We start from the raw sequence: 24,005 nt of genomic DNA on the forward strand, positions 1-24,005 counted from the left end.
TGTAAAAGCTCAGCCTTCACAGGCTGAGCAAAAATATTAAGTATTACGATTACTGTGCTGTGATGTAGCCCTGGTTAGACACAATTTTTTGTGCTTCGGCAGACTGCATCCACTCTAGGAATTTTTGAGTTTCAGCTGATGCGTTTGCATCTTTGTAAAGTACTAGGAATGGACGAGCTACTTTGTAAGAACCGTTTTGTACGTTCTCAACAGAAGCCGCAGCACCATCAATTGATACAGCGTGAACTGTGTTATCAACAGTACCTAGAGAGATATAGCCAATTGCGTATGGGTTAGAAGCAACTTGAGTCTTCAATGCGCCGTTACCGTTTGCAACTTGAGCACGCTGAGAAATTGCAGATACTGTCATATCGTTGATCTTCATTTTAAGATCCATGATATCTTCGAATGCACCACGTGTGCCTGATGCAGTGTCACGAGTTACTGTAACGATTGGCTTATCTTCACCGCCAACTTGTTTCCAGTTAGACACTTCGCCTTTGTAGATAGCTTGAACTTGGTCAGACGTTAGTTCACTGATGTTGTTTGCAGGGTTAACTACAACTGCAATGCCATCAAGAGCAACTGTCATTTCTTTAAGAGCAGGCTCTTTTTCAGAGTCTTTTAGGCTGCGAGAAGACATACCTAGGTTAGCTGTACCGTCTTTAGCTGCACGAACGCCAGCAGAAGAACCAGGGCCTTGAACCTCGATAAATACATTGTTGTTCGACTTCATGTAAGTTTCAGAGAAAACTTCCATCAGTGGAGTCACACTGCTAGAGCCAACAGTTGAGATTGTCTCTTTAGCTACGGCTGGAGTCATTGAAAGTGCGCCTAGTAGTGCAACTGCACCGATTACTGTCTTTTTCATCTGTTTGTCCTTAATGGGAATCAGTTTCACGACATTCATTTTGTCGTGGTGTTGTTTAATCGACGAGGGACACTTTAAGCGTCTTTTATTACACTTATGTTTCAGAACTTTGAAAGGTAAATGACAATTAACGGTAATTACTAAGGTGGCTAGAGAGCAGTTTAAACATAATGCCCTGCACTAAGATACTCTGATTGAGCATGAGCAAAGTCGTTAACATCGATTAAAGGCAACGATAATTACGTGAGTATAACTCCTTACTTTACAATAAGTTAAATTGAAAATGGCGTTCTATAGCTCTCTGGAAGTAAACCAATATTGGCCTAATTACCCATTGCCATTGCTTCTAGAATCAGAATAAGTGGCATACATATCGAACAAATACCCAACAACCTTGCGTCATCAATCTGTCACAATTGAACACAAAATTGCTAAAATTTACCGTATGCTTTCCACCTTTTTATCAAACCTATCTTTAAAAAGTGCGATTTGATGAACTGGAGATAAAAAAAAGCGAAGCACTGTGGCTTCGCTTTTCGAAAAACAAGACGAAATTAATCGTCGCTATCTACTTTAGGTGGGGTCTTCTTCTTAGGGATAAACACCGCATCACCCACTGCCACATTCGTGTGGAAGGTTTTGTCGCGCTTAACTGATTTCTTCATCACTTTCTTCTGCGCTGTTGCTTTCTTAACTGGCTTGCCACCTTTGCCATTAAATGCAGGTTTCTTAGGTTTTAATCCTTTGAACTTACCTTTTAATCCCTCAAGAACATCAAAAGTAAGATCTTGCTGTAAGAAGCTTTCTACACGCTTAAAGCTGTCCCAGTCTTTTGGACCAACTAGAGAATGCGCCATACCTTTGTTACCCGCACGTCCAGTACGACCTACACGGTGCACGTACTCTTCTGTGTGCTTTGGCATATCAAAGTTAATAACGTGCGACACATTCGCAATATCGATACCACGCGATGCAATATCAGTAGTCACCAATATTTTAAATACCGTACGTTCGAATTGACTCATGATGGTATTACGTTGTGTCTGAGTTAAGCCACCACTAAGTGCTACGGCTTTAAGGTTGTTTTTATTCAGCTCTGCCGTTAAACGTTCAGTATCCGCCCGGGTTGCGGTAAAGATCATTACCTGATTGTAATCCGCTTCTTCTATTAGGCGGTGAAGAATGGCTTCTTTGTGATCAAGGTGGTCGCACAAATAGAACTTCTGTTCAATGTCGGTATGGTGTGCGTTAGCACTATCAATAGAGATACGCTTAGGGTTATTCAGCATCTCCATAGCCATACCATGTACTTCGGCATGATCCAGTGTTGCAGAGAACATTAACGTTTGACGACGACGATGCTTCGCAAGGTTGTGAATGCGGCGTAACTCTGGTGCAAAACCAAGATCCAACATTCTATCAGCTTCGTCCAATACTAAAGTATCTAGCCCATCTAAGAATAAAGAGCGATGCTCGAGGTGATCCGCTAGACGCCCTGGAGTGGCAACGATAAATCGAGGATATTTACGCAGTGCTTTTACTTGGTCATTAAAATTTTCACCACCAACAATAAGCGTAGCGGTATAAGATAGTCCGCCTAGCATAGTGCGTAATTCACCATACACCTGCCTCGCTAATTCACGGGTTGGCGCTAAGATAACACCGCGTGGATCTTTTGCTGAGAATGCTTTGCTTTTTAGAGCTTTATGCAGCATTGGCAAAACAAACGCTAATGTTTTACCAGAACCGGTCTTAGACGATGCCAACAGGTCTTTTCCTGCCAACGCAACAGGGATAGCCTGCTGTTGAATTTCGGTCGCACTCTTAAATGAGTAATGATCCAAATTCTTCATTAAACGATTGTCTAAACCTAATTCTCTAAACTTCAAAGTATTCTCCTAAACTGGGTTAGTATGCTTCTCACCTGCCCTAGGTTAGTTATAGAGAAAGCATGCTATAAAAAAATCTGGCTAATAATACCCTAGTTGCCGACTTAGATCACAAAAATCTCTCGTTATAAAAAGCCCAAGAAAGTGTGCTTTGTTGATAATTACTTAATTTTTATAAATTATTCGAACATATTTTGTTCAACGTCTACACTAAGAAAGCCATTATCAATTATGGCTTTACTAAAAAAGAAATCAGGGAGTTCGTATGAATAATAAATTTTTACTCATAGCAGGGGTTAGCTCAGTTTTATTATTGGCTGGTTGTGCTTCAGGTCCAGATGAAGAAACTACAGCTAAAATGGCAGATCAAGACGCTAGAGTATCTCAGCTCGAACAAGATGTGGCGGCATTAAAAGCAGCTCACGAAAATGACGCAGACTCGGCAATGGAAGCGAAACAAGCTAAAGAGGCCGCGATGGCAGCTCAAGACGAAGCGGCTCGTGCAAACGAACGTCTAGACAATATCGCTCAGTCTTACACCAAGTAGTCTCACTACACACTAAATTTTAAAGCCAGCTTAATTGCTGGCTTTTTTATGCCTGAAACGTTTTTCACTTAACACTTATAATGAAACACCGTCATTAATTGAAAGAACCGTCATATACCATCGTCGGCATTCCAGTTTGGATTTGAATCACGCCATTAACTCTTGAGTAGGCTTCTTGATAACTATCTAACCATACTTGGAGCTCAAGGGGCCAATCAAAAGACTGCTTACTGCCATTGCGAGCGGTTAAAGGCTCGTGAGATTCGACGAATACACTGTGATCGGGCTCGACGGCCATCTTAATAGGCTGATTAACAATTTCGACGCGAGTTCTTCGCTTTACTTGTCCAAATAACCACTCAATATCCGAAGGCTCCATTCGAATACAGCCACTACTGACCCTTAGTCCTATACCAAAATCTTTATTGGTCCCATGGATTAAATACTGCCCAGAACCATAGCTAAGGCGCATCGCGTATTCTCCTAGAGGATTGTCCGGCCCAGCAGGTACTTTTTCCGGCAGTTCGATACCCTCTTCTTCGTATGCCATTCTTATGGATTTAGGAGGAGTCCAAGTCGGGCCTTCTATCATCGCACTAATAGAAGTCACCATTTGTGGCGTCTCTCTGCCAATACGACCAATGCCTACTGGAAATACATGAACATGCACCCCATCGGGGTCGTAATAATAAAGACGAAGTTCAGCGAGATTAATGACGATGCCTTCGCGCTTTGCCGTTGGCAAAATAAAACGATTCGGGATAGTTAGTACTTCACCCTCGTGTGGAAGAAAAGGATCAATGCCCCGATTAGCTGCCATCAGGCTTAGCAAACCAACGTCATAGTTGTTCGCTAGGCGAGCAAACGTTTCTCCCTTCACCACCTGGTGACGTTGTAACCTCCCGACCACATGGCTACCATCTTCCGGCAGTTTAAACGTCGCAGCGTGTGCGCTGGATACCCAGAACAACACCAATACCGCAAAGTGAACAACATACTTAACTACCACTGGCCTTAGCATCCTTGTACATCTGCAAAGCTTTTTCTCTTTGCTGTTTGTGGTCAACTATAGGATCAGGATAGTCCAAACTAGGGAAATCAGCCCACAACCAAGGAGAATGAACATATTTGGTAGGTACCGCTTTTAGCTCTGGTAACCACTGTTTAACAAAGCTGCCATCAGGATCAAATTTTTGCCCCTGAGAGATAGGGTTAAAAATACGAAAATACGGCTGAGCATCGCACCCCGTCGAAGCTGACCATTGCCAACCACCATTATTCGCAGCAAAATCCCCATCTACCAATTGGCTCATAAAATAGGCTTCACCATCGTGCCAATCAAGCAATAAATCTTTAGTAAGGAAGCTCGCGACAACCATGCGGAGTCGATTATGCATCCACCCCGTTTGATATAGCTGCTTCATAGCCGCATCGATGATGGGATAGCCTGTTTCACCGCGTTGCCACTTTTCTAAATGTTCGTTCTCTCCTTGCCAGTGTAAATTATCGCTCCAGAGGACAAAGGATCTCCCCTTACACAATTTAGGTTCAAAATAAATCAGATGCTGATAGAACTCTCTCCATATCAACTCACTAAGCCAAGTTTGCTCGCCTTCGTTTAGTTGCTCTGGATGACGACCGTTCAATAATCTGGCGATACACTGCCTTACCGACAACATGCCAATAGCAAGATAGGGAGAAAGCAAGCTTGTACCATCAAGAGCCGGAAAATCTCTGTCTTGTTGATAGTCAGATGCTCTTTCAATCGCAAAGCGCCTTAACTCAGCGATGACATCTTTAGTGTTGTTATGCCATTGAGCACTATCTACTGTGGGATAAGTAAGATCCCCTTTATATTCTAGCCCTTGATCATAGAGTGAATTGACGTCTAAAGACTTTGGCTTATGCACCACACTTTGCTCAACCGAAAAGCGCTGCAACCACGTTTTTTTGAACGGAGTAAATACTTTGCAGTAACTCCCTTGTTTGTTGAGTAGTGAACCGGGAGTAAATACACACTTGTCGGAACATAACGTAAAAGCAACATCATGCTCTGTCAGCGCTTCTTCTACCTGTGCGTCACGAGTGGTCTCATTGAGCTCATATTCAGCATTGGCAAACACCTGCTCAATATCAAAACGTTGGCAGACCTCTGTAATTAAAGAAGGACAATTACTAAAGTTATCCACTGTCTCTACCGCAAGAGAGATATTTAGTGCTTTAAGCTCGGTAGATAACGTCAAAAGGCGCAGGCGTATTAAATCGGCCTGCATTGGGGATAGATGATGTTCCTGCCACTGTTCTGGTGTCACAACAAACAGGGCCAAAAGGCCCTGATTATCGTCTTGAGAGTCACTAACCGCTCGAATGGCGTCAATTAGTGCTGTGTTATCCAGTGTACGTAAATCTCTACGAAACCAAATTAAACCTCTCATAGACCCTCCTTTACAAGCTGTAACGTAAGCGTAATTCTTGAGGGTGTGGGTCTAGGAACTTTTGATTTTGTAAATATTCATCTGGGTACAGAGACAGGTAGTGCTTGATCAAAGTTAACGGGCTCAGTAGCGGCAGTAGACCTTCGCGGTATTCGTCTATCACCTTGCGTAACTCTTGCCTCTCTTGTGACGAAAGCCATTTCTTGAAATAGCCTTGAATATGCATCAATACGTTAGAGTTATTCTTACGACTGGCGCGGTTGGTTAATGCTTCCATAAACTTTAAACGGTACAGCTGATAAAACTCAGCCGAGTCATAGTCAGCAACTCGAGCCACTAACTGTCCAAGTTCCTTGTAGGAGTCAGGATGATGAGCCATGAGGGTAAGTTTGTAACGTGAATGAAAAGCAACAATCTTCCCTGACGTTGGTTGATCACCCATACAGTCGTAAAAGTCTCTCAAACTAAAAATTCGGGAAATAAAGTTTTCCTTGAGTACAGGATCATTTAGACGACCGTCCTCTTCGACAGGCAACCAAGGCATCTCTTTCATCAAAATATCGGTATACATACCAATACCCTCTTTCGATGCGCCGGCTTTGGAATACACCTTCACTCGTTCCATACCACACGTTGGAGATTTAGCGCAGACGATGTAGCCACACAACTCTTGTTCTTTGAGACCCTCTACCGTGCTCTTTGAAAATGCGATCATCCCATCGGTGTAATCTTTAGTCGCGTCTTTCGTCTCCACCAGCGAAATACGCTCTTCGTTTGTAACCAGACGAATGGTAGGGCGAGGAACGGTCATTCCCATACCCACCTCCGGGCAAACCGGTACAAAATTAAAAAAAGGTGCAAGTTCTTTAGTAACAAACTTGCTGATCTTGTGACCACTATCGAAACGGACTTTTTCTCCCAATACACAAGCGCTTATGCCAATTTGAATCTGCGTATTTTCGGATTGTTCTGTGAATGCATCTGTCATCTTCATTCCTTGAGTACTGACTGAGAAGTGAATTGTTAACGTATCATTAAATGTTACGCAACAAATAGAGCAAACGAGTAAATCTGTTTAAAAAAATGTTCGTTGTCCAAAAATTAGGTAAAATCAGTCTAATTTCCTGAATGTAGTATTGACCGTGTCTGACAACCTATCGCCAGAATTGCTTGCCCTTAATTTTTGCAAAAATCCCTTGTGTGCAGATTTTGGTTCTCTTAACACTGCTAATTACTCCCTGTCTACAGGATCCCAAAACCCACAAATAGCATGCATTCACTGTCATTCTATTTCTCCCATAATTTGGCCTACCGAATTAAGCAACGAAGTCACCGAGCAACTTGAGCACAACAACCGTGGATTAACAGCATGCACTGGTGAAGACTGTATGAATGTTGGCTTAAACGTTCAGTTACACCCTAATCGTTATTACGCCTTTGGTTTTAGCGGAGATAAGCAACGTTATCGTTGTAAGAGTTGCCAAAAAACTGTCGTGGACCGATTTTCTGTAGAGAACCCAAACTTGAAGACTCACGTAACGATACTAGCGTTATTATTAACTGGGTTTAGCCTCAAAGAAATTGCAGCTAAATTGAAGATTCAGGCCAAAACATTAAATGATCATATTAAAACCATGGCTATTATTTGCCGTCAAAAATCTTCAGTGTTTGATCATCACTGGCAAAATAAAGGACAACTATTTCTCTTAGGTAGTGACTGGAGTTTCTTGCAACCCAAGAGCCATAATGGTGTGCTTTGGGTATGTACTGGTGATCTTGACTCCCACTATATTGCTCAGCAGTCTTTAAACCTCAGTGAACAAAAAATCACGACAAATCATCGTTTCATTGGTAGGGACTTCGTAGCAAGTATCAACACAGCAGCAACAGCACCGAAAACCAAAGCGTTGAAAGATATCACTGAGTCTTTAAGTGTTGCTCATCAAGAGCGCACTCATCGCAATAACCCTTTGCATAACCAAACACAGATTAACTACCCAGCCAAATCTAGCTTGGTTTCCCCCATCTATTGTACTTCGGCCCACTATTTGCAGCTAAACCAAGCCCTTGAGAACAAAGAGCAAGTCGTGCTCAGTATGAGCTTTGAACCCATGCTTGCCGATGCCGCCATGTTGAGCTTTAACGCGTTGCGTCAAAAACAATCATTTGATCTTCTCTACCAAATTGAAGACGAAAATTGGCTAGAAGGTAAAACGGGCAGTAAACCACAGCTTTTTAAATTCGATGGCTCCGTTGAACCTTGGTCGCTTTCAGAACAGTGGCACTTGAGAGGAAAAGCCGATCAACGTGCAATATGTCAGTTAGTAGAGAGTAACCTTACGCAAAAGCAGGCACACCAACTCCCTAAGTTGTCACCTATCACCCAATACATGGCTCGTTTTCATGCCATGTTTAAAAGCAGCGTGAATGAACCAAGAAGAAAAAGACGTCCTGAAGGGTTGCTGCCATTACTTGATATCTATCGAGCTTGGAATAATTTGTGCCACCAAGAGAATCCAGGCGAAACACCTGCGGTAAACGCTGGCATTTCGGAAAAACCACTGTCACTAGACCAATTGCTTCAGTAATTAAGCGCTAACCGATAAGCAGCATGGCAATACCGCCAATAGCAACTAACGTGCCGTAAACTGATCGTTTAGAAATCGTTAATCCCTTCATTTTATAGATCACTAGCATGAATAAAGGGCTGGTTGCGATCAATGTCTGCGCTATCGCAGGGTTAGCATGTTTTAACGCGACTTGTTGTAACCATAGAGCGAAAAATGTGCCTACAGCAATTGCCGCTAACAAATATAGCTTGTCGGGTTTAGGCATACCTTTACCTAAACGAATCAAACTTGAAAAAGGTTTTTTTTCTACAAACGGAATGATCATAGCCACTGCCAGCACCCCTATCGATAATCGAAGTAGCGCGCCGACAAGCGGATCAATGTCTCCAGCAACAAGCGCGAAGTGAGAAATCACCACCCCACTTGCTTGGCAAACACTGGCCAATAATCCAAAGCCGATCCCAGAACGAGAAATGTCGCCTCGGTTTGCTGAGGGCTGAAGCATCACCGATGTCACTGCTACCGTCGTTACAATCACACCAAGCCAGTTGAAGACACTCAATCCTAAACCTAAAAATAATAACGCTAACAAGCCCGATAGCGGAGGTGCCAACGACTCAAGTAGCAAAGTATTGTTCGGACCGATACGTTTCAAGGAGGCGAAATAGGCACTGTCACCAATGGCAATCCCTATCACTCCTGATATTCCTAGAATAAGAGCATGTTGTTGAGATATCTCAATACTTGCTTGAGGTAAGAAGGGCAACACCACTAGCATCATCGCAGACGCAACAATACCTTTGATTATATTCAACTGTAAGGCACTGAAACGATGGCTAAACTGACCATAAATCCAAGTTGCCATTGCCCACACAATTGCTGCGCTAAGTGCAGCCATTTCACCTATATAATTCAACCCTTCGCCTCTAACATGTCGAACCAATCATCCGACACCTACATTAATGTTGTAATCCATCGTACGAAAAAAGCTCATACAATCAATAAAGTAGTTGTATTTATACATATAAAGACTGAAAATAAAATAACAATATTCGAACAAGCGTTACAAGGAAGAAACATGATGCTCGACTACATTGCCTTAGGGCTGTTGGTGTTTGTCGCTCTCGTTCTTTTTTATGGGATCATCGTAATTCACGATATACCTTATGAGATTGCGAAGAAAAGAAACCACCCTCACCAAGACGCTATACACGTTACTGGCTGGATAAGCCTATTCACTCTGCATACTTTATGGCCATTTCTATGGATATGGGCAACATTGTGGCGTGAAGACCGTGGTTGGGGTATGAATCAGATCAAGAAAGAACAGTCTGATCTTCATCACGATATTACGCAATTAAATCAAAAGGTTCAGGAACTGACTCATCAAGTAGAGCAGCTGAAAGAAACGAAAAAAACGGCTCCTATATCAGCAACTGTTGATAACAAACCGACTAAAAGTGAAGGAGACGCGTAATGGATTTACTATTAATACTCACGTACACCGCCTTCTGTGTCGCTATATTCAAAATCTTCAACATACCACTTAATAAGTGGAGTGTTCCAACAGCAGTACTAGGCGGTATTGTGCTCATCGGTACATTGATACTACTGATGAACTACAACCATCCATTTACGCAAATTGGACGACAAGTCTACAACACGACTCCAATCGTACCGACTGTTCGAGGTCGTGTCGTTGAGGTGAATGTAAAGCCCGACACTTTCATCGTAAAAGGCGAAGCGTTATTCACAATCGAATCAGAACCTTTTAGAGCAAAGTTACTCGGTAAAAAAGCCGATTTAGCAGCAGCAGAGCAAGCTGTATTTCAGTTAGAGTCCGAGTACAAAGCCGCACAGTCTGAGGTCCATAGGGCAAGAGCTGAGCGTGACAGAGTAAAAAGAGAGTTTAATCGTTATAACGCAGGCTATAAAAAGGGCGCATTTACTGCGCAACAAGTTGATACTCGTCGCCAAAACTTAAAAGGTGCGGAAGCTGATCTAGAAGCAGAAATTGCAATGGAAAACAGTGCTCGCGTTGCTTTTGAATCCGAGGTCGATGGTGAAAACACGACCGTAGCACGCTTGAAAGCTGAAGTTGCCCAAGCACAATTTGATCTCGATGAAACAGTGGTCAGAGCCCCAACTAATGGCTATGTTACTCAGTTAATCTTGCGTCCTGGACAAATGGCGGTACCTTTACCGCTCGCACCTTCAATGGTATTCATTCATGCCGAAGAATATGACTACATAGGTGCATTCCGTCAAAACTCACTGCAGCGACTAGAGCCCGGTTTTGAAGCTGAGTTCATGTTCCCTAGCCTTCCGGGTAAAGTGTTCAAAGGTGAGGTGATAAACGTCATCCCAGCAATGGCCGAAGGTGAAATACAGGCTTCAGGTAAATTACTAGGAACCCAATCTCTTAACGCTCAAGGACGTGCACTGGTCAAACTACGTATGATCGATGATGTCTCTCAGTATCATTTGCCACTAGGAACATCCGTTGAAGTTGCCGTTTACTCTGACAGTTTCCATCACGTTTCTATTATGAGAAAAATTCTGATTCGAATGAAGAGTTGGCAAAACTATTTATACTTAGATCACTAACTCTAGGTGCAAAAAGAATACAAATCCCGGCCAAATTGAGCCGGGATTTTTATAACTCTGAGTTGAATGCTCCTGTGCAAGCTACAAGCTACAAGCTACAAGCTACAAGCTACAAGCTACAAGCTACAAGCTACAAGCTACAAGCTAATTATCCATTACTAGTATTGGATTCAAGCTCTACCCCAATTGAAATATCGGACTTCGTTGCCTTCCGTGGGTTTGGCAGGGATATTCAGCGATAGAATAAGTGATACTCCTGCCATTACAGCACCAATCACAAACACTAGCGCAGGAGAAGTTAACCAAATCACACCAAAAGTCACAGGAATCACCACAGCGGCAATATGATTAATGGTAAAGCTGACTCCAGCGGTCGAAGCCATATCGGCTGGATCCGCTATCTTCTGAAAGTAGGTTTTGATAGCCAATGCTAGAGCAAAGAACAAGTGGTCAATGACATACAGTGCCGCTGCCCACTCAGCTGATTGAACAAAGGCATAACCTAAGAACACGCCAATTAAGCCAACATATTCAAAGACTAGTGCTTTTCGCTCGCCTACTACGCCAATAAAACGACCAATTTTCTTCGCAAATAAGAAGTTAAATAGATAGTTTATCAAAAACAATAACGTGACATCGGCTGCTGAATAGCCAAATTTCTCAACCATCAAAAACCCAGCAAACACCGTGAATATTTGCCTGCGAGCCCCGCTCATGAAGGTGAGAGCGTAATAAAGCCAATAGCGTTTTCTTAATACCAGTTTCTTATTTTGAACGGTATCTGTTTTAAACTGCGGAAAGCCAATTGTCATCAGAGCCACTAACACAAGAGCTGCCCCGCCCGTAATGGCATAGACCACTATGTAATCGAGTTTAAACACCTCTAACATAACCCACAAAGCGCCGTAGGTGATCAATGAGGCCAGAGCGCCAATAGAGATCATTTTACCCAGCATCTCCGGCGCTTCGTCTTTAGATAACCATTGTAACGAGAGTGATTGTTTCAAGGTTTCAAAGTAGTGAAAGCCTGTCGACATCAATAAAGTCGTTAACAACAAGCCCGTTACACTTGGAAAAAACCCAGTAAGAAACGTGCCTAGACTTAGCATAAACAGCGACACCAACATGAATTTTTGTTCTCTAATGAACAAAAGCACAAATACCACTGTAAACGCTAAAAACCCTGGAATTTCACGAACACTTTGCAGTAAACCGATATCCGCACCATCAAAATTAGCGCGTTCAATAACAAAGTTATTCAATAGCGCCATCCAGCTTGAAAAAGCGACGGGAACTACAATCGAAATTAAGATTAAAAAGTTCTGTCGTGTTTGCCACGATTTATGCTGTGTCACGCCGATGAGTCCTCAAATTTGTCTGCGTATCCTTTTGGTGGAGGTGTCCACCCTCTTTCAGAGCGAGTATGGTTATCACTGCGATCTGAGCCCATAGCGTCACGTATTTTATCTTCCAACTCAACAAAAAGTTTAATGAAGTTGTTGTCAAAGCGCTCGCCTTCAGCGTCATCGAGCCAAGCATGATATAACTTATCTGAGCTTTCTTTCTCTACCTTGATGTAGGAATTACGTTGCTGTTCGATTTGGAAAGGATGGAACCCCATACAACGAAGCGCTACTGTCCCGACTTCCAATGCAGAATGGAAGGTTTCACTCTCTATATGATTGGCGCCAGCCTGACGGAGTTGGTAAGAATGCCCACGGTCAAATGCACGTGCTATCACCTTCACATGTGGGTAGGTATGTCTTACATACTTCACTAACTCAAGAGACGCCTCTTCATTATCGATCGCCACTACAAGCGCTTTGGCATGTTCAATACCAGCGGTATGTAATAAGTCCGGTTTGGTAGCATCCCCAAAATAGGTTTTTGTGCCAATTTTTCTGAGGTTAGCAACTTGAGTGACTTGATGGTCAAGGACTATGGTTTCAACGCCATTATTCACCAGCAAGCGATTGACGATCTGACCAAAACGACCCACACCAGCAATAATTACCGTACCCTGCTCATCAATGACATCCGCTTCTTCGTCCTGATTGCTCGCTTTCTCATACTTAGGCAGAATCACCTTATCGTAGAAAATAAACAAAGCCGGCGTCAGGAACATTGAAAGTGCAACCACCAGCGACAAAGTGGTCGCTATATCGGCTGGTAGCACGTTGTTTTGCATTGTGAAGCTAAGTAGTACAAAGCCAAATTCACCGGCTTGCGCCAAGCTCAAGGCGAACAACCAACGGTTAACACCTTTGATCTTAAAGGCGATAGCCAGTGCCCAAAGCACAAGGCCTTTGAGCAGCATCAGTCCAAGTGTTAGACCGATAATGACAAAGAAATCACTGAATAATACAGTAAAGTCGATACCGGCACCCACAGTGATAAAGAACAAACCAAGTAATAAACCCTTGAACGGCTCAATATTCGATTCCAGTTCATGCCGGAATTCACTGTTGGCCAATACCACACCCGCAAGGAAGGTACCTAAAGCAGGTGAAAGGCCCACAAGCCCCATCAACGCGGCAATACCAATGACCAACATCAACGCTGTTGCGGTAAATATTTCTCGAAGCCCAGACGCCGCCACGAATCTAAACAACGGTCGACTGGCAAAATGCCCCCCTACAACAACAATAGCTATCGATGCGGTTATCACCAATCCATAAGCCCAACCAGGAAGTCCTGCTACCAAACTTAACTCTGGGTGATGATCAGCACTTTCACCTACTGCCGTCTGAGCCAGTTCTACGAGTTCAGGAAGAGCCAGTAGAGGTATGAAAGCCAACATCGGAATCACTGCAATGTCTTGGAATAACAGTACGGAAAAGGCATTTTGACCGCCTTCTGTCTTAGTGAGCCCCTTTTCATTAAAGGTCTGCAAAACAATAGCGGTAGAAGAAAGTGAGAATATAAGGCCGATCGCTAAGGCTATTTGCCACTGCATGTCTAGGACTAATGCAATACCCATGACTATGCCAACCGTTCCAGCGACTTGAATGCCACCCAGCCCCATAAGGCGGTTACGCATATTCCACAGCATCTTAGGTTCTAGCTCTAAACCCACAAGGAATAACATCATCACTACGCCAAATTCAGCAAAGTGTTGAATAGTGGTGGTTTCTTCACCGACAAGACCGGCGATGGGTCCAATAACCACCCCCGCAATGAGATAGCCAAGCACAGAGCCAAGCCCTAGACGCTTGGCAATGGGAACAGCAATAACGGCAGCAAACAGATAGATAAACGCTTGTAAAAAGTAACCTGTCATGACAACGCTCCCTTAATCACAGCTTCCAAATTGCCGCTAATTTGCGGTAAAGAGGTTGCGAGGTTTTCATCCACTCTTCCTGCCACTAGTGCTTCTAGCAATTGCTTCCAGCTTGTGACATGTTCCTGAACTCTGCCTTCTTCTAGCGCTGTTCGTGAACCAAATAACACAAACGGAGCCCAATAGTTCATGCCCGTTAATGCTGCGGTTTGCTCAATCGGATGTAGCAACTCCCGAATGGTATAGTGATTGTAGCCATCGGTTTGGTAAGCATCTTCCTTACCCCCTGCCGTTATGGCACAGAAAAATTGTTTGCCTTGTATCGCCGTGCCTTCATGTCCGTAGGCAAAGCCATACTCTAGCACTAAGTCTTGCCACTCTTTGAGAATTGAAGGCGTGGAGTACCAGTACAAAGGAAACTGGAAAATAATGACGTCATGATCCAACAAACGCTGCTGTTCGCGTTCAATATCAATGTCGTATTTAGGATACTCACTATATAAGTCAACACAGGTAATGCCTTGAACCTTTTTTGCCGCTTTGTATAAAGCAATATTGACCTCTGAACGAGATTGAGAAGGGTGGGCAAATAACAACAATACTCTTTTGCTAGTCAATGGGGAGTCTTGACCGCTTGTTTGTTCACTCATTAGTAATCCTTTAAATTTCTTGCAGTTAGCCTGTTAAGGCTAATAGTAGAACATCGATTACACAATTGGCTCGAACAAACAAAAAACACTCAATTAACAGCATTTGCGCAACCCTGTAAAACCATCGCGTTAACAAAGTTATTTCATCTGCCTGTCTAAACAGTGATCTAATTCAAGCTATTGTTTTCATTTCAGGTTTAGGCTAGGTGAGTCTAGTTATCTTTGTTACTTGGCTTTGTTTTACAATTCGTTAAATCTAGTCAAACAACAAGGAATACGGTTTAAGTTAACTAATCATCTGCAAGGAGTCGCAGTGAAGTCTTTCTCGTCTATGTTGTGTGTGGCGCTAGTATCTCTTTTCGTCTCCCCTGTCGCCTTTTCATCCACCAGTCATGCGATGCCGGACCTGACGCAATCAGGTGTCGGATCTGCCGCTCTCGTTATCTTTGCACTGGCCTATTGTCTTGTAATGGGAGAAGAAGTTCTCAAATTACGAAAATCTAAGCCTGTATTGCTTGCCGCAGGGCTTATATGGATATTGATTGGCTTTACCTTCCAGCGCTTAGGCCAGATAGATGTGGCTAAATCAGCATTAGATCATAACCTACTTGAATACTCAGAATTATTGCTTTTCTTGCTGGTTGCGATGACTTATATCAGTGCGATGGAAGAGCGTCGCTTATTTGATGCCCTGCAAGCATGGATGGTAGGAAAAGGCTTTAATCTTCGCTCTTTATTCTGGCTAACTGGCATCCTTTCTTTCTTTATTTCGCCAATCGCCGATAACCTGACTACCGCCTTATTAATGTGCGCTGTCGTAATGAAGGTGGGTGGTACCAACTACAAATTCATTAATATCGCCTGTGTCAATATTGTTATTGCAGCAAACGCAGGGGGCGCATTTAGCCCATTTGGTGATATTACAACCCTAATGGTTTGGCAGGCAGGTCACGTAGAATTTATGCAATTTTTGACGCTGTTTGCACCCTCTGTAGTTAATTACATAGTGCCAGCAACGATCATGTCGTTCTTTGTACCGAAGACGAAGCCAGATGCTGTACATGAACACGTTGAATTAAAACGTGGTGCCAGACGTATCGTAGCGCTATTTATCTTAACCATCGCAACCGCTGTCGCTTTCCACGGCTTACTGCACTTCCCACCCGTTATTGGCATGATGATGGGACTGGCTTATCTGCAATTTTTTGGTTTTTATCTTCGCAAAACCCTACCTCGCTCTTTGGCAAAAAAACGAGCTGAAGCAGAGGCTCATCACGATAAAGCGGCTTTAAAACGTCTGGGCTCTGTGGTCCCATTCGATGTATTTAGGCGAGTTTCTCATGCCGAGTGGGACACTCTACTGTTCTTCTATGGCGTCGTAATGTGTGTGGGCGGCTTAAGTCTACTGGGTTATCTTGGGCTAGTTTCAGAGATCATGTACACCCAATGGGATCCTATTTGGGCAAACGTCATGGTCGGAATATTGTCAGCAATAGTCGATAACATTCCTGTTATGTTTGCCATTTTGACCATGCAGCCTGAGCTATCAATGGGCAACTGGTTATTGGTGACCTTAACCGCGGGTGTGGGAGGCAGCTTATTGTCTATCGGCTCAGCCGCTGGTGTTGCATTAATGGGAGCCGCACATGGCAAATATACCTTCTTTGGCCACCTAAAATGGATGCCGATCATTGCCCTTGGTTATGCGGCAAGTATCGTCACTCACCTATGGGTTAATGGTCATCTATTCTGAAATCGGACGCAAAATTGATCTGTGTCAAGGGCGTGTAGCACGCAATATGTGTAACTATCCGCTTCATGAATAGATAAAGAAGTAATTCCATGACACAAGTAGATCAAAATCGTTTAGTAGAAAACTTTCTACAACTGGTAAAAATTGACAGCGAATCAGGTAATGAAAAAGAAGTCGCCATTGAAATCGAATCACAGCTTAAACAACTTGGCTTTGACGTAGAGCGCCTTGCAGTACCTGAAACTCTGTCCAATGGCTTTAACATCTATGCCAAATTACCAGGCAAACTAGACGGTAGCATCGTACTAAGCTGTCATATGGATACGGTAACTCCAGGTAACGGCATTGAGCCAGTAATCAAAGACGGCATCATTAGCTCGGCGGGTGACACTATTCTTGGTGGTGATGATAAGTCGGGCATTGCTGCGATTATCGAAGCAATCAAAGCCCTTCAAGAAAACGGCGTTGAGCACAAGACTATCGAGATAGCGTTCACTGTTTTTGAAGAAGGTGGTCTGCACGGCTCAAAACAATTCGATTGCAGCAAAATCGAATCTGAAATGGGTATTGTTTTAGATTCAGGCGGTCCTATTGGCACCATCATTGCTGTCGCTCCGGGTCAGCAAAACCTCAAAGTAAACATCACAGGTAAGCCTGCTCACGCCGGTTTAGCACCAGAGCAAGGCATCAATGCACTTACGGTTGCTTCTGATGCAATCGCCAACATGAACCTGTCTCGTATCGATGAAGAAACCACCGCCAATATCGGCGTGGTTAAAGGCGGCCAAGCAACCAACATCGTAATGCCAACTCTATACATCGAAGCAGAAGCACGTTCTCTTGATGAAGAAAAACTCGCGAAGCAAGTCGCTCATATGGTTGAAACCTTTGAAGCAGCAGCAAGCAAGCATGGCGCTGAAGTAGAGATCGTTTCGACTCGTGCATACAACCCGTTCCAGATCCCGGCATCACACCCTCACATCCAAACGGTAAAAGATGTATTCACACAACTGGATATCGAGCCTATCGTGACGTCAACGGGTGGCGGTAGTGATGCCAACATTTTTGCTGAAAAAGGCTTAACTATCGTTAACTTATCTACCGGTATGGCGAAGGTACACACAACTGAAGAATATATCGCTATCGAAGATATGCGTAAGATTTCTCTGTTCTTGATGAGTTACTTAGCAAAGTAACGTGCCAGTCTAGGACATAACTTATACCAAACATATCGTCGTCCCCGACAGCTTTTATCGGGGACCTTTCGATTGCGTTGCCTAGAAACAGATTCTCGATAAAAGCACTCGAGAATGACGCATACCATAGACCTTAACTGGTGTTCAAGAGAAAGGCTACAAGCGTGCTTTCATAAGCAAATTAGTTTAAATCGGCTGTTAGATTTTTGGTAAGTATTGCAACTTATGCCAAACAAACCGTCGTTCCCGAAGGCTTTTATCGGGAACCTTTCGATTGCGTTGCGTAGAAACAGATTCTCGATAAAAGCACTCGAGAATGACGCATACCATAGACCTTAACTTGTGATCAAGAGAAAGGTTACAAGCGTGCTTTCATACACAAGTTAGATTAAATCGGCTGTTAGATTTTTGGTAAGTATTGCAACTTATGCCAAACAAACCGTCGTTCCCGAAGGCTTTTATCGGGAACCTTTCGATTGTATTGCGTAGAAACAGATTCTCGATAAAAGCACTCGAGAATGACGCATATCGCAGAGCTTAACTAGTGTTCAAGAGACAGGCTATGAGCCTAAGCTTCATACACAAGCTAGATTAAATCGACTGTTAGGTTTTTGGTAAATATTGCAACTTATGCCAAATAAACCGTCGTCCCCGAGCGCTTTTATCGGGGACCTGCTTCTATAAAAGCTCCAGATACTCATTCTGCGTGCACCCTTAGATCCCAGCTAAAAACATGCTCGAATAACAATAAAAACCCTTCTGAAGACTGAGAGCTTAAACCTGACAGCTTTCTAGTATCAGCTGAAAGTTATAATTCCATTCCCCCTACCTGTCATTTCCCTTACAATAACAATTATTAATGGACTTGGCTTCAAAACTATCTTTATGAATTACTTCACCAATTTCCTCAAAGGAATGGCAATGGGTGCAGCGGATGTTGTACCTGGTGTTTCTGGCGGCACCATCGCATTCATCACTGGCATCTACGATACTCTATTAGAAAGCATTCGCCGCGTTAACCCATCACTTATTGGCATACTGCGTTCAAAAGGCATCAAAGGTGCGTTCGAGCACATTAATGGCCTATTCTTGATCTCTCTTTTTGCTGGCATTTTTACTAGTTTACTCACGCTTGCCAAACTTATTTCTTGGCTGTTAGTAACACACCCTATCCCATTGTGGTCCTTTTTCTTTGGTCTGATCTTAGTGTCTGTTTGGCATATCATGCGCCAAATAAAATCGTTTGAGTTGAGTAAGTGGACAGGTTTCGCCTTAGGGATTGCACTCGCCTTTGCCATCACAGTGCTCAACCCTCTTAACCTAGAGCCTACTCTTCTCAATATTGTTTTATCCGGTGCTATCGCTATTTGCGCCATGATTCTGCCTGGTATCTCAGGAAGCTTCATTCTGCTATTAATTGGCATGTACGGACCTGTGTTAGGCGCGCTAAAGGGTTTAGATATAACATTTCTTCTGTTATTTATGAGTGGATGTTTGATCGGGTTATTAAGCTTTTCTCACCTGTTATCTTGGTTATTGACGCGCTTTCGAGACATCACTTTAATGTTTTTGGTTGGTTTAATGGTAGGCACACTACCAAAAATTTGGCCATGGAAAGAAACATTAACTTGGCGCACGAACTCAAGTGGCGAACAAGTACCACTGCTGCAAGAAAACCTCATGCCTCACAATTTTGAGTCGATTACTGGTACACCATCACAAACTGCACTGGCAGTGGTAATGATGTTGGTTGCGATTGGTCTAGTATTGGCTTTAGAGAAATTCGCTGAAGACAAATAATGAACAACATTTTCAAAGGCCTAGCTTTCATACTTGCTCTTGGACTAGGCTATTTTGCTAAGGATATCTACCAAGCGATTCCAATATCCTTAACAAGTGAAAAGCAAAAATCGAATATTGAATATTGCCAACTTTCTACCTCTATTTGCACGATAAATAATGCAAGCATAGTACTGGAGCAAGACGTTATTTCGCCGATGCAACCAACGTCTATTGAGGTAATCTGGCCTGAAAATAATGATGATCAGCTTTGGATAGAACTTGAGGGCAAAGAAATGTCCATGGGTGTCGCTAAGTTTGTACTCAGCAAACAAGGCAATGGCACTTTTTCTGGTTCTTTATTGCTGCCAGTTTGCCACAGCGATTCAATGACATGGATTGGCTCTATTCAATCTTCAAACGGAACACTTCCCATCTCAGTAAGGATGCAAAGATGAGCAAAAGCTGGACACTCACTATGATTGTCGCAGTCGCCTTAGGTTTCGGCGTTAAATCATATTTAGATGCACAAGACCAAAAGCAAGTTCAAGAACAAACCGAGCGTGCTGATCACCCATTAGTTACCGGCGCCAACGAAGAGCAAAAACCGCTCTTTAATCCAAATGATCCACGTATCAATGTGGTTTATTTTGGTTTCACACGCTGTCCTGATGTATGCCCTACTTCTCTTGCAATGCTCAGCGCAGCATTACACCAAATTCCCGAAGATTCGTTGGCAATGATTCGCCCTATCTTAATCACTTTAGACCCAGAACGAGACTCTGGTGATGATGTCCATCAATACGCCCAGTACTTTCACGAGAACTTTGAGGGATACCGAGCAGCGCCTGAAACACTTGAGGCTTTGGCAAATAAGTATGGTGTTATCTATATCAAAACAGAACTTGAAGGCTCAGCTCTCGAATATACCGTTGACCATAGCTCCTACTTTTATTTTCTCGCACCTGATGGTACAGAAATAACGAAGGTGCAACATACTCTTACCCCTGCGCCACTTGTTAAAGCTATTAATGACATCACAATGGAGATGCAACCATGACAACTCGCTTTCTTACTTTCATCCTAGTGCTACTTTCGCCCTTTACGTATGCTAGCAATGTAGTCTCTGTTTCAGGTGCATACGCTAAAGAAACGCCGCCAACCTCCACCACCAGCGCAATCTTCTTGACCATCAACAATCCAGCGGCAGAAGGCCGAGCCCTTGTTTCAGCAAAAACACCTGCCGCCGAGGTTACAGAGTTACATACCCATGCTATGCAAGATGGCGTGATGAAAATGCGAAAACTCGACAAAATAGAGCTTCCAGGGAAAACGGACACAGAGCTTAAGCCACATAGCTTACACATCATGCTATTTGGTATTAAAGAGCCATTAAAAGAAGGCATGGTTATTCCTCTGACACTTACTTTTGATACTGGTCGTGTGCTAAACCTATCAGTACCCGTCAAAAAGATGATGATGCACTAATGAACTTACAACACCTCGGCTGGCAACCGTTTTTCCAACAACAGCTCACTCTTGATGATTATGAAGATTCCGTAGTTGCTCGCATCTCGGCCCACCATCGCTCAGGTTATCAGTTGATAACAGAACAAGGTGAAGTGTCTCTGCCAATGCATGAGTCACTCCCCTCAATGACTGTGGGTGACTGGGTGTTACTGAATCATGAACAGCAGTTCCAAAGGCGCTTAGAAAGAAGCTCTGTGTTTTCAAGAAAAGCTGCCGGTTCAAAACTCGCAGAGCAATACATCGCGGCAAATATCGATACGGTATTTATCGTGATGTCCTTAAATGATGACTTCAACCTCAGCCGCGTTGAGCGCTATCTTGCACTAACTAATGAAGCACAAGTTGAAGCCGTCATTGTACTAACCAAATCCGATCTATGTGACGATGCTGAGGCACTAAAACAACAAGTTCAGTCTCTAGATCCAATGCTTATGATAGAAACGGTCAATGCGCTTGAGTTTGATAGCGTTCAGGCATTGACTGGGTGGTGTAAAACAGGAAAAACGGTCGCCTTTCTCGGTTCATCTGGTGTGGGCAAGTCGACTCTAGTCAATACACTGCTCCAAACTGAAGCTCAGAAAACCGGAGCCATTCGCGATGACGACAGTAAAGGACGACACACTACGACAGGGCGGACTATTCATCCTATGCCAAGTGGTGGCGTGCTTCTTGATACCCCTGGAATGCGCGAGTTGCAACTCGCCAATGTAGCCCAAGGGATCAGTGAAACCTTCTCGGATGTAGAAGAAATTGCGTCACAATGTCGCTTCTCTGATTGTTCGCATCAAAACGAACCCGGTTGCGAAATTCAAAAGGCGCTGCAGTCCGGTGTGCTAGACGATCGCCGTTTGAACAACTACCTGAAATTACAACGAGAGCAAGCTCGCAACAGCGCCTCTCTTGCTGAATTACGCTCCCATGATAAGCAACTGGGTAAAATGTACCGCTCTGTGCAGAGTGAGAGCCGAGCGAGGAAGAATAAGTAAGCAACACTTACTATTGCTTCGAGCGCGTCATATTGGAAGACGCGCAGTATAGAAACTCGGCGTCTATGAAAGCCTGCCATTGCTCTCTCTAAGATCCTGAATCAAGTTCAGGATGACACGTTTCTGGTCACCTAACTACAAACTCGCAACTCACCGTCATACTGGAAAATACATAGTGTTTATCCAGTACCTTGGAGTCTACGAAAGCCCGCCATAGGCACTCTCTAAGGTCCTGAATCGGGTTCAGGATAACGAGGGGCGGGCCGTCTACCAGCAATCTAATCCCCTCCGTCATACTGGAAAATACGCAGTATTTATCCAGTAACTTGGAGCCTACGAAAACCCGTCATAGGCACGCTCTAAGTTCCTAAATCGGGCTCGAGGTAACGCGGCTTATTTACCGACTAAGCAACAATAACCTTTAGCAGGTATATCAAACTCTAAATAACCATCAACAGGAAAAATAGCCTGCTCTTGCACAAGATCAAACATGCTTTCATCCCAACGGATACGAATAGACTTCGGCCTGTCAGACTTATTAATAGCCACTAAACCACGCTCTCCACGACTAAACAGCAGATGATCATCACTGGCTTCCAATACCACCATACGAGCACCATGCACGTAATTGTGGAACTCGATGAGCGTTTTCATACGCGGATCCTGCCAGGCGTTCATCCAACGAGGGTTACCTTCACAATCAAGAATGCCACTGGTATTGAGATCGGTGTACACCAATGGCACACCTCCGTCACGACAAAGCACGTAACAATACCCGAGCCATTCATGCTCTTCAGGCATAATCAAACCTTGAAACACATCATTGTTTGGAATATCGTGAGTAATGGCGAAAGTAATAGCCCGCTGACGCTTCAAGGCTTCACCAAAGTTATAAGGATCTATCAGCGCTGACATACGCCCCTTTGCTTGGAACGCTTGCAACACGGTATTAAACAGAGGAAAATCGTAAGCACCAAGCTTTGTTTTCTTCAGGTATGGCTTAAGAAAAATCTCATACTCTTGCTTAGTTGCACCACCATCAGTAATGATCTCACCAAAAATGTGCACACCTTCCGTGATCTTTTTAGTCCACACTCTACGCAGTTGCTCAATAGAGATATGTTTTGCCGCATCAATTCGAAAGCCCTTCACACCCATAGCTTTCATCGCCAATAAATAGGCTTGTTGCTGCTCAATTACATGCTCACAATCACGCAGTGTAGGTAAACCAGGATCGTGAGGCCCACCATTAATTCGCCCATTCTGCACTTGCCATTTATCTTGCCAATCCTCAATACCAAATGCTTCAACAAAGTCATCTTCAGTAAACAGAGGTTCGTTCAAGTCACCAAATAACTTCAGAGATTCATAGTATTCGGCATCTTTAGCATATTCCTCTAACTCTTGCAGGCTAGGATATTGCAAGTCTGAACGTAAGTAGGACTCGTTTGCCATGTGATTGAACACAACATCGATATACACTCTGATGCCAAAATCATTAAGACAAGACATCATCGTTTGAAAATCGAGGGTATTACCCAACTCATTGTCGATGATTCGATAATCTTGCGGCTGATAACGCTGCCACCAAGCGGTGCCCTTTTCATGTTTCAACGACTTCATTGGCGGTGAAACCAAAACTGTTTTATAGCCTAACTGGCTGATCTGCTGAGCCTGCTCAGCAATCTGTTGATATGGCCAATCAAATGCATGCAAAATCACATCAGTGGCGAGTGTTGATTCTTTATCTTGAATAATGGGGTTTTTCATAAAACACCTTTAACAACTTAGGCTGCTATTTCAGCCGATACCCATACCCTACAAGATGCATGCCATATCTAGAATCATCCTAATCCGAGTAATCATAGGATGAATGAATGGTTTAGCAGGGTGGAGCTATAATCTGTCAGTA

At 43.5% G+C, this 24,005-nt stretch carries 21 protein-coding genes; 11 read left to right on the forward strand and 10 right to left on the reverse strand.

Going from position 1 to position 24,005, the window contains the following annotated elements:
- Nucleotides 1-49: 49 nt before the first annotated feature.
- Together OCU48_RS17075 and OCU48_RS17080 are read right to left on the reverse strand one after the other, a co-directional pair.
- Nucleotides 50-871 carry a phosphate ABC transporter substrate-binding protein gene (locus OCU48_RS17075; protein ID WP_141345062.1) on the reverse strand — a complete coding sequence of 274 codons (822 nt, stop codon included), beginning with the start codon at nucleotides 869-871 and terminating at the stop codon, nucleotides 50-52.
- 554 nt (nucleotides 872-1,425) lie between these two features.
- Complete coding sequence (locus OCU48_RS17080) at nucleotides 1,426-2,760, reverse strand: DEAD/DEAH box helicase (RefSeq protein ID WP_141345061.1); 1,335 nt, start codon at nucleotides 2,758-2,760, stop codon at nucleotides 1,426-1,428.
- A gap of 265 nt (nucleotides 2,761-3,025) precedes the next feature.
- Here OCU48_RS17080 and OCU48_RS17085 point away from each other — a divergent pair, with 265 nt between their 5' ends.
- Complete coding sequence (locus OCU48_RS17085) at nucleotides 3,026-3,307, forward strand: Lpp/OprI family alanine-zipper lipoprotein (RefSeq protein WP_141345060.1); 282 nt, start codon at nucleotides 3,026-3,028, stop codon at nucleotides 3,305-3,307.
- Nucleotides 3,308-3,401: 94 nt separating this feature from the next.
- Here OCU48_RS17085 and OCU48_RS17090 read toward each other — a convergent pair whose 3' ends face one another.
- From OCU48_RS17090 to OCU48_RS17100, 3 genes are read right to left on the reverse strand one after another with little or no spacing between them, the layout of a single operon-like run.
- On the reverse strand, nucleotides 3,402-4,328 hold the full coding sequence (locus OCU48_RS17090) for a L,D-transpeptidase family protein (protein WP_141345059.1): 927 nt from the start codon (nucleotides 4,326-4,328) through the stop codon (nucleotides 3,402-3,404).
- Entirely contained in the window at nucleotides 4,306-5,742 is a 1,437-nt protein-coding gene (gene phrB, locus OCU48_RS17095; protein WP_141345058.1) for a deoxyribodipyrimidine photo-lyase, read from the reverse strand. Before phrB ends, OCU48_RS17090 begins: the two co-directional genes overlap by 23 nt.
- 10 nt (nucleotides 5,743-5,752) lie before the next feature.
- Complete coding sequence (locus tag OCU48_RS17100) at nucleotides 5,753-6,730, reverse strand: YbgA family protein (protein ID WP_141345057.1); 978 nt, start codon at nucleotides 6,728-6,730, stop codon at nucleotides 5,753-5,755.
- Between the two features lie 400 nt (nucleotides 6,731-7,130).
- Between OCU48_RS17100 and OCU48_RS17105 the strand changes: the two genes are divergently transcribed.
- Entirely contained in the window at nucleotides 7,131-8,330 is a 1,200-nt protein-coding gene (locus tag OCU48_RS17105) for a hypothetical protein (RefSeq protein WP_244312260.1), read from the forward strand.
- A 7-nt stretch (nucleotides 8,331-8,337) separates the two neighbouring features.
- On the opposite strand, the gene OCU48_RS17110 is transcribed toward OCU48_RS17105, so the two are convergent.
- Nucleotides 8,338-9,210, reverse strand: a complete 873-nt coding sequence (locus OCU48_RS17110) for a DMT family transporter (protein ID WP_208727116.1) — start codon at nucleotides 9,208-9,210, stop codon at nucleotides 8,338-8,340.
- A gap of 180 nt (nucleotides 9,211-9,390) precedes the next feature.
- Here OCU48_RS17110 and OCU48_RS17115 point away from each other — a divergent pair, with 180 nt between their 5' ends.
- Together OCU48_RS17115 and OCU48_RS17120 are read left to right on the forward strand one after the other, a co-directional pair.
- Nucleotides 9,391-9,789: a DUF3302 domain-containing protein gene (locus tag OCU48_RS17115; protein ID WP_141345054.1), complete on the forward strand. Its 399-nt coding sequence runs from the start codon at nucleotides 9,391-9,393 to the stop codon at nucleotides 9,787-9,789.
- Nucleotides 9,789-10,919 carry an HlyD family secretion protein gene (locus OCU48_RS17120; protein WP_141345053.1) on the forward strand — a complete coding sequence of 377 codons (1,131 nt, stop codon included), beginning with the start codon at nucleotides 9,789-9,791 and terminating at the stop codon, nucleotides 10,917-10,919. Before OCU48_RS17115 ends, OCU48_RS17120 begins: the two co-directional genes overlap by 1 nt.
- Before the next feature lie 170 nt (nucleotides 10,920-11,089).
- On the opposite strand, the gene OCU48_RS17125 is transcribed toward OCU48_RS17120, so the two are convergent.
- Genes OCU48_RS17125 through OCU48_RS17135 form a run of 3 tightly spaced genes read right to left on the reverse strand, consistent with a single transcriptional unit; the run spans nucleotide 11,090 to nucleotide 14,816 of the window.
- Nucleotides 11,090-12,274: an MFS transporter gene (locus tag OCU48_RS17125; RefSeq protein WP_141345052.1), complete on the reverse strand. Its 1,185-nt coding sequence runs from the start codon at nucleotides 12,272-12,274 to the stop codon at nucleotides 11,090-11,092.
- Entirely contained in the window at nucleotides 12,271-14,199 is a 1,929-nt protein-coding gene (locus OCU48_RS17130; protein ID WP_141345051.1) for a monovalent cation:proton antiporter-2 (CPA2) family protein, read from the reverse strand. Before OCU48_RS17130 ends, OCU48_RS17125 begins: the two co-directional genes overlap by 4 nt.
- A complete protein-coding gene (locus tag OCU48_RS17135; RefSeq protein ID WP_208727122.1) occupies nucleotides 14,196-14,816 on the reverse strand; it encodes an NAD(P)H-dependent oxidoreductase in 621 nt (206 codons plus the stop codon). The genes OCU48_RS17130 and OCU48_RS17135 overlap by 4 nt, the downstream gene beginning before the upstream one ends.
- A gap of 364 nt (nucleotides 14,817-15,180) precedes the next feature.
- Here OCU48_RS17135 and nhaD point away from each other — a divergent pair, with 364 nt between their 5' ends.
- From nhaD to rsgA, 7 genes are all read left to right on the forward strand, one after another.
- Nucleotides 15,181-16,602, forward strand: coding sequence for a sodium:proton antiporter NhaD (gene nhaD, locus OCU48_RS17140; RefSeq protein WP_141345179.1), 1,422 nt, complete (start codon nucleotides 15,181-15,183; stop codon nucleotides 16,600-16,602).
- A gap of 89 nt (nucleotides 16,603-16,691) precedes the next feature.
- Nucleotides 16,692-17,798: a M20/M25/M40 family metallo-hydrolase gene (locus OCU48_RS17145; protein WP_141345049.1), complete on the forward strand. Its 1,107-nt coding sequence runs from the start codon at nucleotides 16,692-16,694 to the stop codon at nucleotides 17,796-17,798.
- A gap of 885 nt (nucleotides 17,799-18,683) precedes the next feature.
- On the forward strand, nucleotides 18,684-19,598 hold the full coding sequence (locus OCU48_RS17150) for a polyprenyl-phosphate transporter (RefSeq protein WP_167496170.1): 915 nt from the start codon (nucleotides 18,684-18,686) through the stop codon (nucleotides 19,596-19,598).
- The gene (locus tag OCU48_RS17155; RefSeq protein WP_141345047.1) at nucleotides 19,598-20,035 is read left to right on the forward strand and encodes a hypothetical protein; all 438 of its coding nucleotides are present in this window, start codon (nucleotides 19,598-19,600) and stop codon (nucleotides 20,033-20,035) included. Before OCU48_RS17150 ends, OCU48_RS17155 begins: the two co-directional genes overlap by 1 nt.
- A complete protein-coding gene (locus tag OCU48_RS17160; protein WP_141345046.1) occupies nucleotides 20,032-20,637 on the forward strand; it encodes an SCO family protein in 606 nt (201 codons plus the stop codon). Before OCU48_RS17155 ends, OCU48_RS17160 begins: the two co-directional genes overlap by 4 nt.
- Nucleotides 20,634-21,065 (forward strand): copper chaperone PCu(A)C, encoded by a 432-nt coding sequence (locus tag OCU48_RS17165; protein WP_141345045.1) that lies wholly within the window; start codon nucleotides 20,634-20,636, stop codon nucleotides 21,063-21,065. The genes OCU48_RS17160 and OCU48_RS17165 overlap by 4 nt, the downstream gene beginning before the upstream one ends.
- Entirely contained in the window at nucleotides 21,065-22,093 is a 1,029-nt protein-coding gene (gene rsgA, locus OCU48_RS17170; protein WP_141345044.1) for a ribosome small subunit-dependent GTPase A, read from the forward strand. Before OCU48_RS17165 ends, rsgA begins: the two co-directional genes overlap by 1 nt.
- 393 nt (nucleotides 22,094-22,486) lie before the next feature.
- Here the strand turns inward: rsgA and OCU48_RS17175 are convergent, their stop codons facing one another.
- On the reverse strand, nucleotides 22,487-23,863 hold the full coding sequence (locus tag OCU48_RS17175; protein ID WP_141345043.1) for an alpha-amylase family protein: 1,377 nt from the start codon (nucleotides 23,861-23,863) through the stop codon (nucleotides 22,487-22,489).
- Between the last annotated feature and the right edge of the window lie 142 nt (nucleotides 23,864-24,005).

It is taken from the genome of Vibrio inusitatus (assembly GCA_024346935.1).
Classification (GTDB): Bacteria; Pseudomonadota; Gammaproteobacteria; order Enterobacterales; family Vibrionaceae; genus Vibrio; species Vibrio inusitatus.

Excerpts from the sequence above, each read along its gene's own strand:
- OCU48_RS17075 (WP_141345062.1), bottom strand. The coding sequence starts at position 871 with ATGAAAAAGACAGTAATCGGTGCAGTTGCACTACTAGGCGCACTTTCA.
- OCU48_RS17085 (WP_141345060.1), top strand. The coding sequence starts at position 3,026 with ATGAATAATAAATTTTTACTCATAGCAGGGGTTAGCTCAGTTTTATTA.
- OCU48_RS17090 (WP_141345059.1), bottom strand. The coding sequence starts at position 4,328 with ATGCTAAGGCCAGTGGTAGTTAAGTATGTTGTTCACTTTGCGGTATTG.
- phrB (WP_141345058.1), bottom strand. The coding sequence starts at position 5,742 with ATGAGAGGTTTAATTTGGTTTCGTAGAGATTTACGTACACTGGATAAC.
- OCU48_RS17100 (WP_141345057.1), bottom strand. The coding sequence starts at position 6,730 with ATGACAGATGCATTCACAGAACAATCCGAAAATACGCAGATTCAAATT.
- OCU48_RS17105 (WP_244312260.1), top strand. The coding sequence starts at position 7,131 with ATGAATGTTGGCTTAAACGTTCAGTTACACCCTAATCGTTATTACGCC.
- OCU48_RS17110 (WP_208727116.1), bottom strand. The coding sequence starts at position 9,210 with ATGGCTGCACTTAGCGCAGCAATTGTGTGGGCAATGGCAACTTGGATT.
- OCU48_RS17115 (WP_141345054.1), top strand. The coding sequence starts at position 9,391 with ATGATGCTCGACTACATTGCCTTAGGGCTGTTGGTGTTTGTCGCTCTC.
- OCU48_RS17120 (WP_141345053.1), top strand. The coding sequence starts at position 9,789 with ATGGATTTACTATTAATACTCACGTACACCGCCTTCTGTGTCGCTATA.
- OCU48_RS17130 (WP_141345051.1), bottom strand. The coding sequence starts at position 14,199 with ATGACAGGTTACTTTTTACAAGCGTTTATCTATCTGTTTGCTGCCGTT.
- nhaD (WP_141345179.1), top strand. The coding sequence starts at position 15,181 with ATGTTGTGTGTGGCGCTAGTATCTCTTTTCGTCTCCCCTGTCGCCTTT.
- OCU48_RS17145 (WP_141345049.1), top strand. The coding sequence starts at position 16,692 with ATGACACAAGTAGATCAAAATCGTTTAGTAGAAAACTTTCTACAACTG.
- OCU48_RS17150 (WP_167496170.1), top strand. The coding sequence starts at position 18,684 with ATGAATTACTTCACCAATTTCCTCAAAGGAATGGCAATGGGTGCAGCG.
- OCU48_RS17155 (WP_141345047.1), top strand. The coding sequence starts at position 19,598 with ATGAACAACATTTTCAAAGGCCTAGCTTTCATACTTGCTCTTGGACTA.
- OCU48_RS17160 (WP_141345046.1), top strand. The coding sequence starts at position 20,032 with ATGAGCAAAAGCTGGACACTCACTATGATTGTCGCAGTCGCCTTAGGT.
- OCU48_RS17165 (WP_141345045.1), top strand. The coding sequence starts at position 20,634 with ATGACAACTCGCTTTCTTACTTTCATCCTAGTGCTACTTTCGCCCTTT.
- rsgA (WP_141345044.1), top strand. The coding sequence starts at position 21,065 with ATGAACTTACAACACCTCGGCTGGCAACCGTTTTTCCAACAACAGCTC.
- OCU48_RS17175 (WP_141345043.1), bottom strand. The coding sequence starts at position 23,863 with ATGAAAAACCCCATTATTCAAGATAAAGAATCAACACTCGCCACTGAT.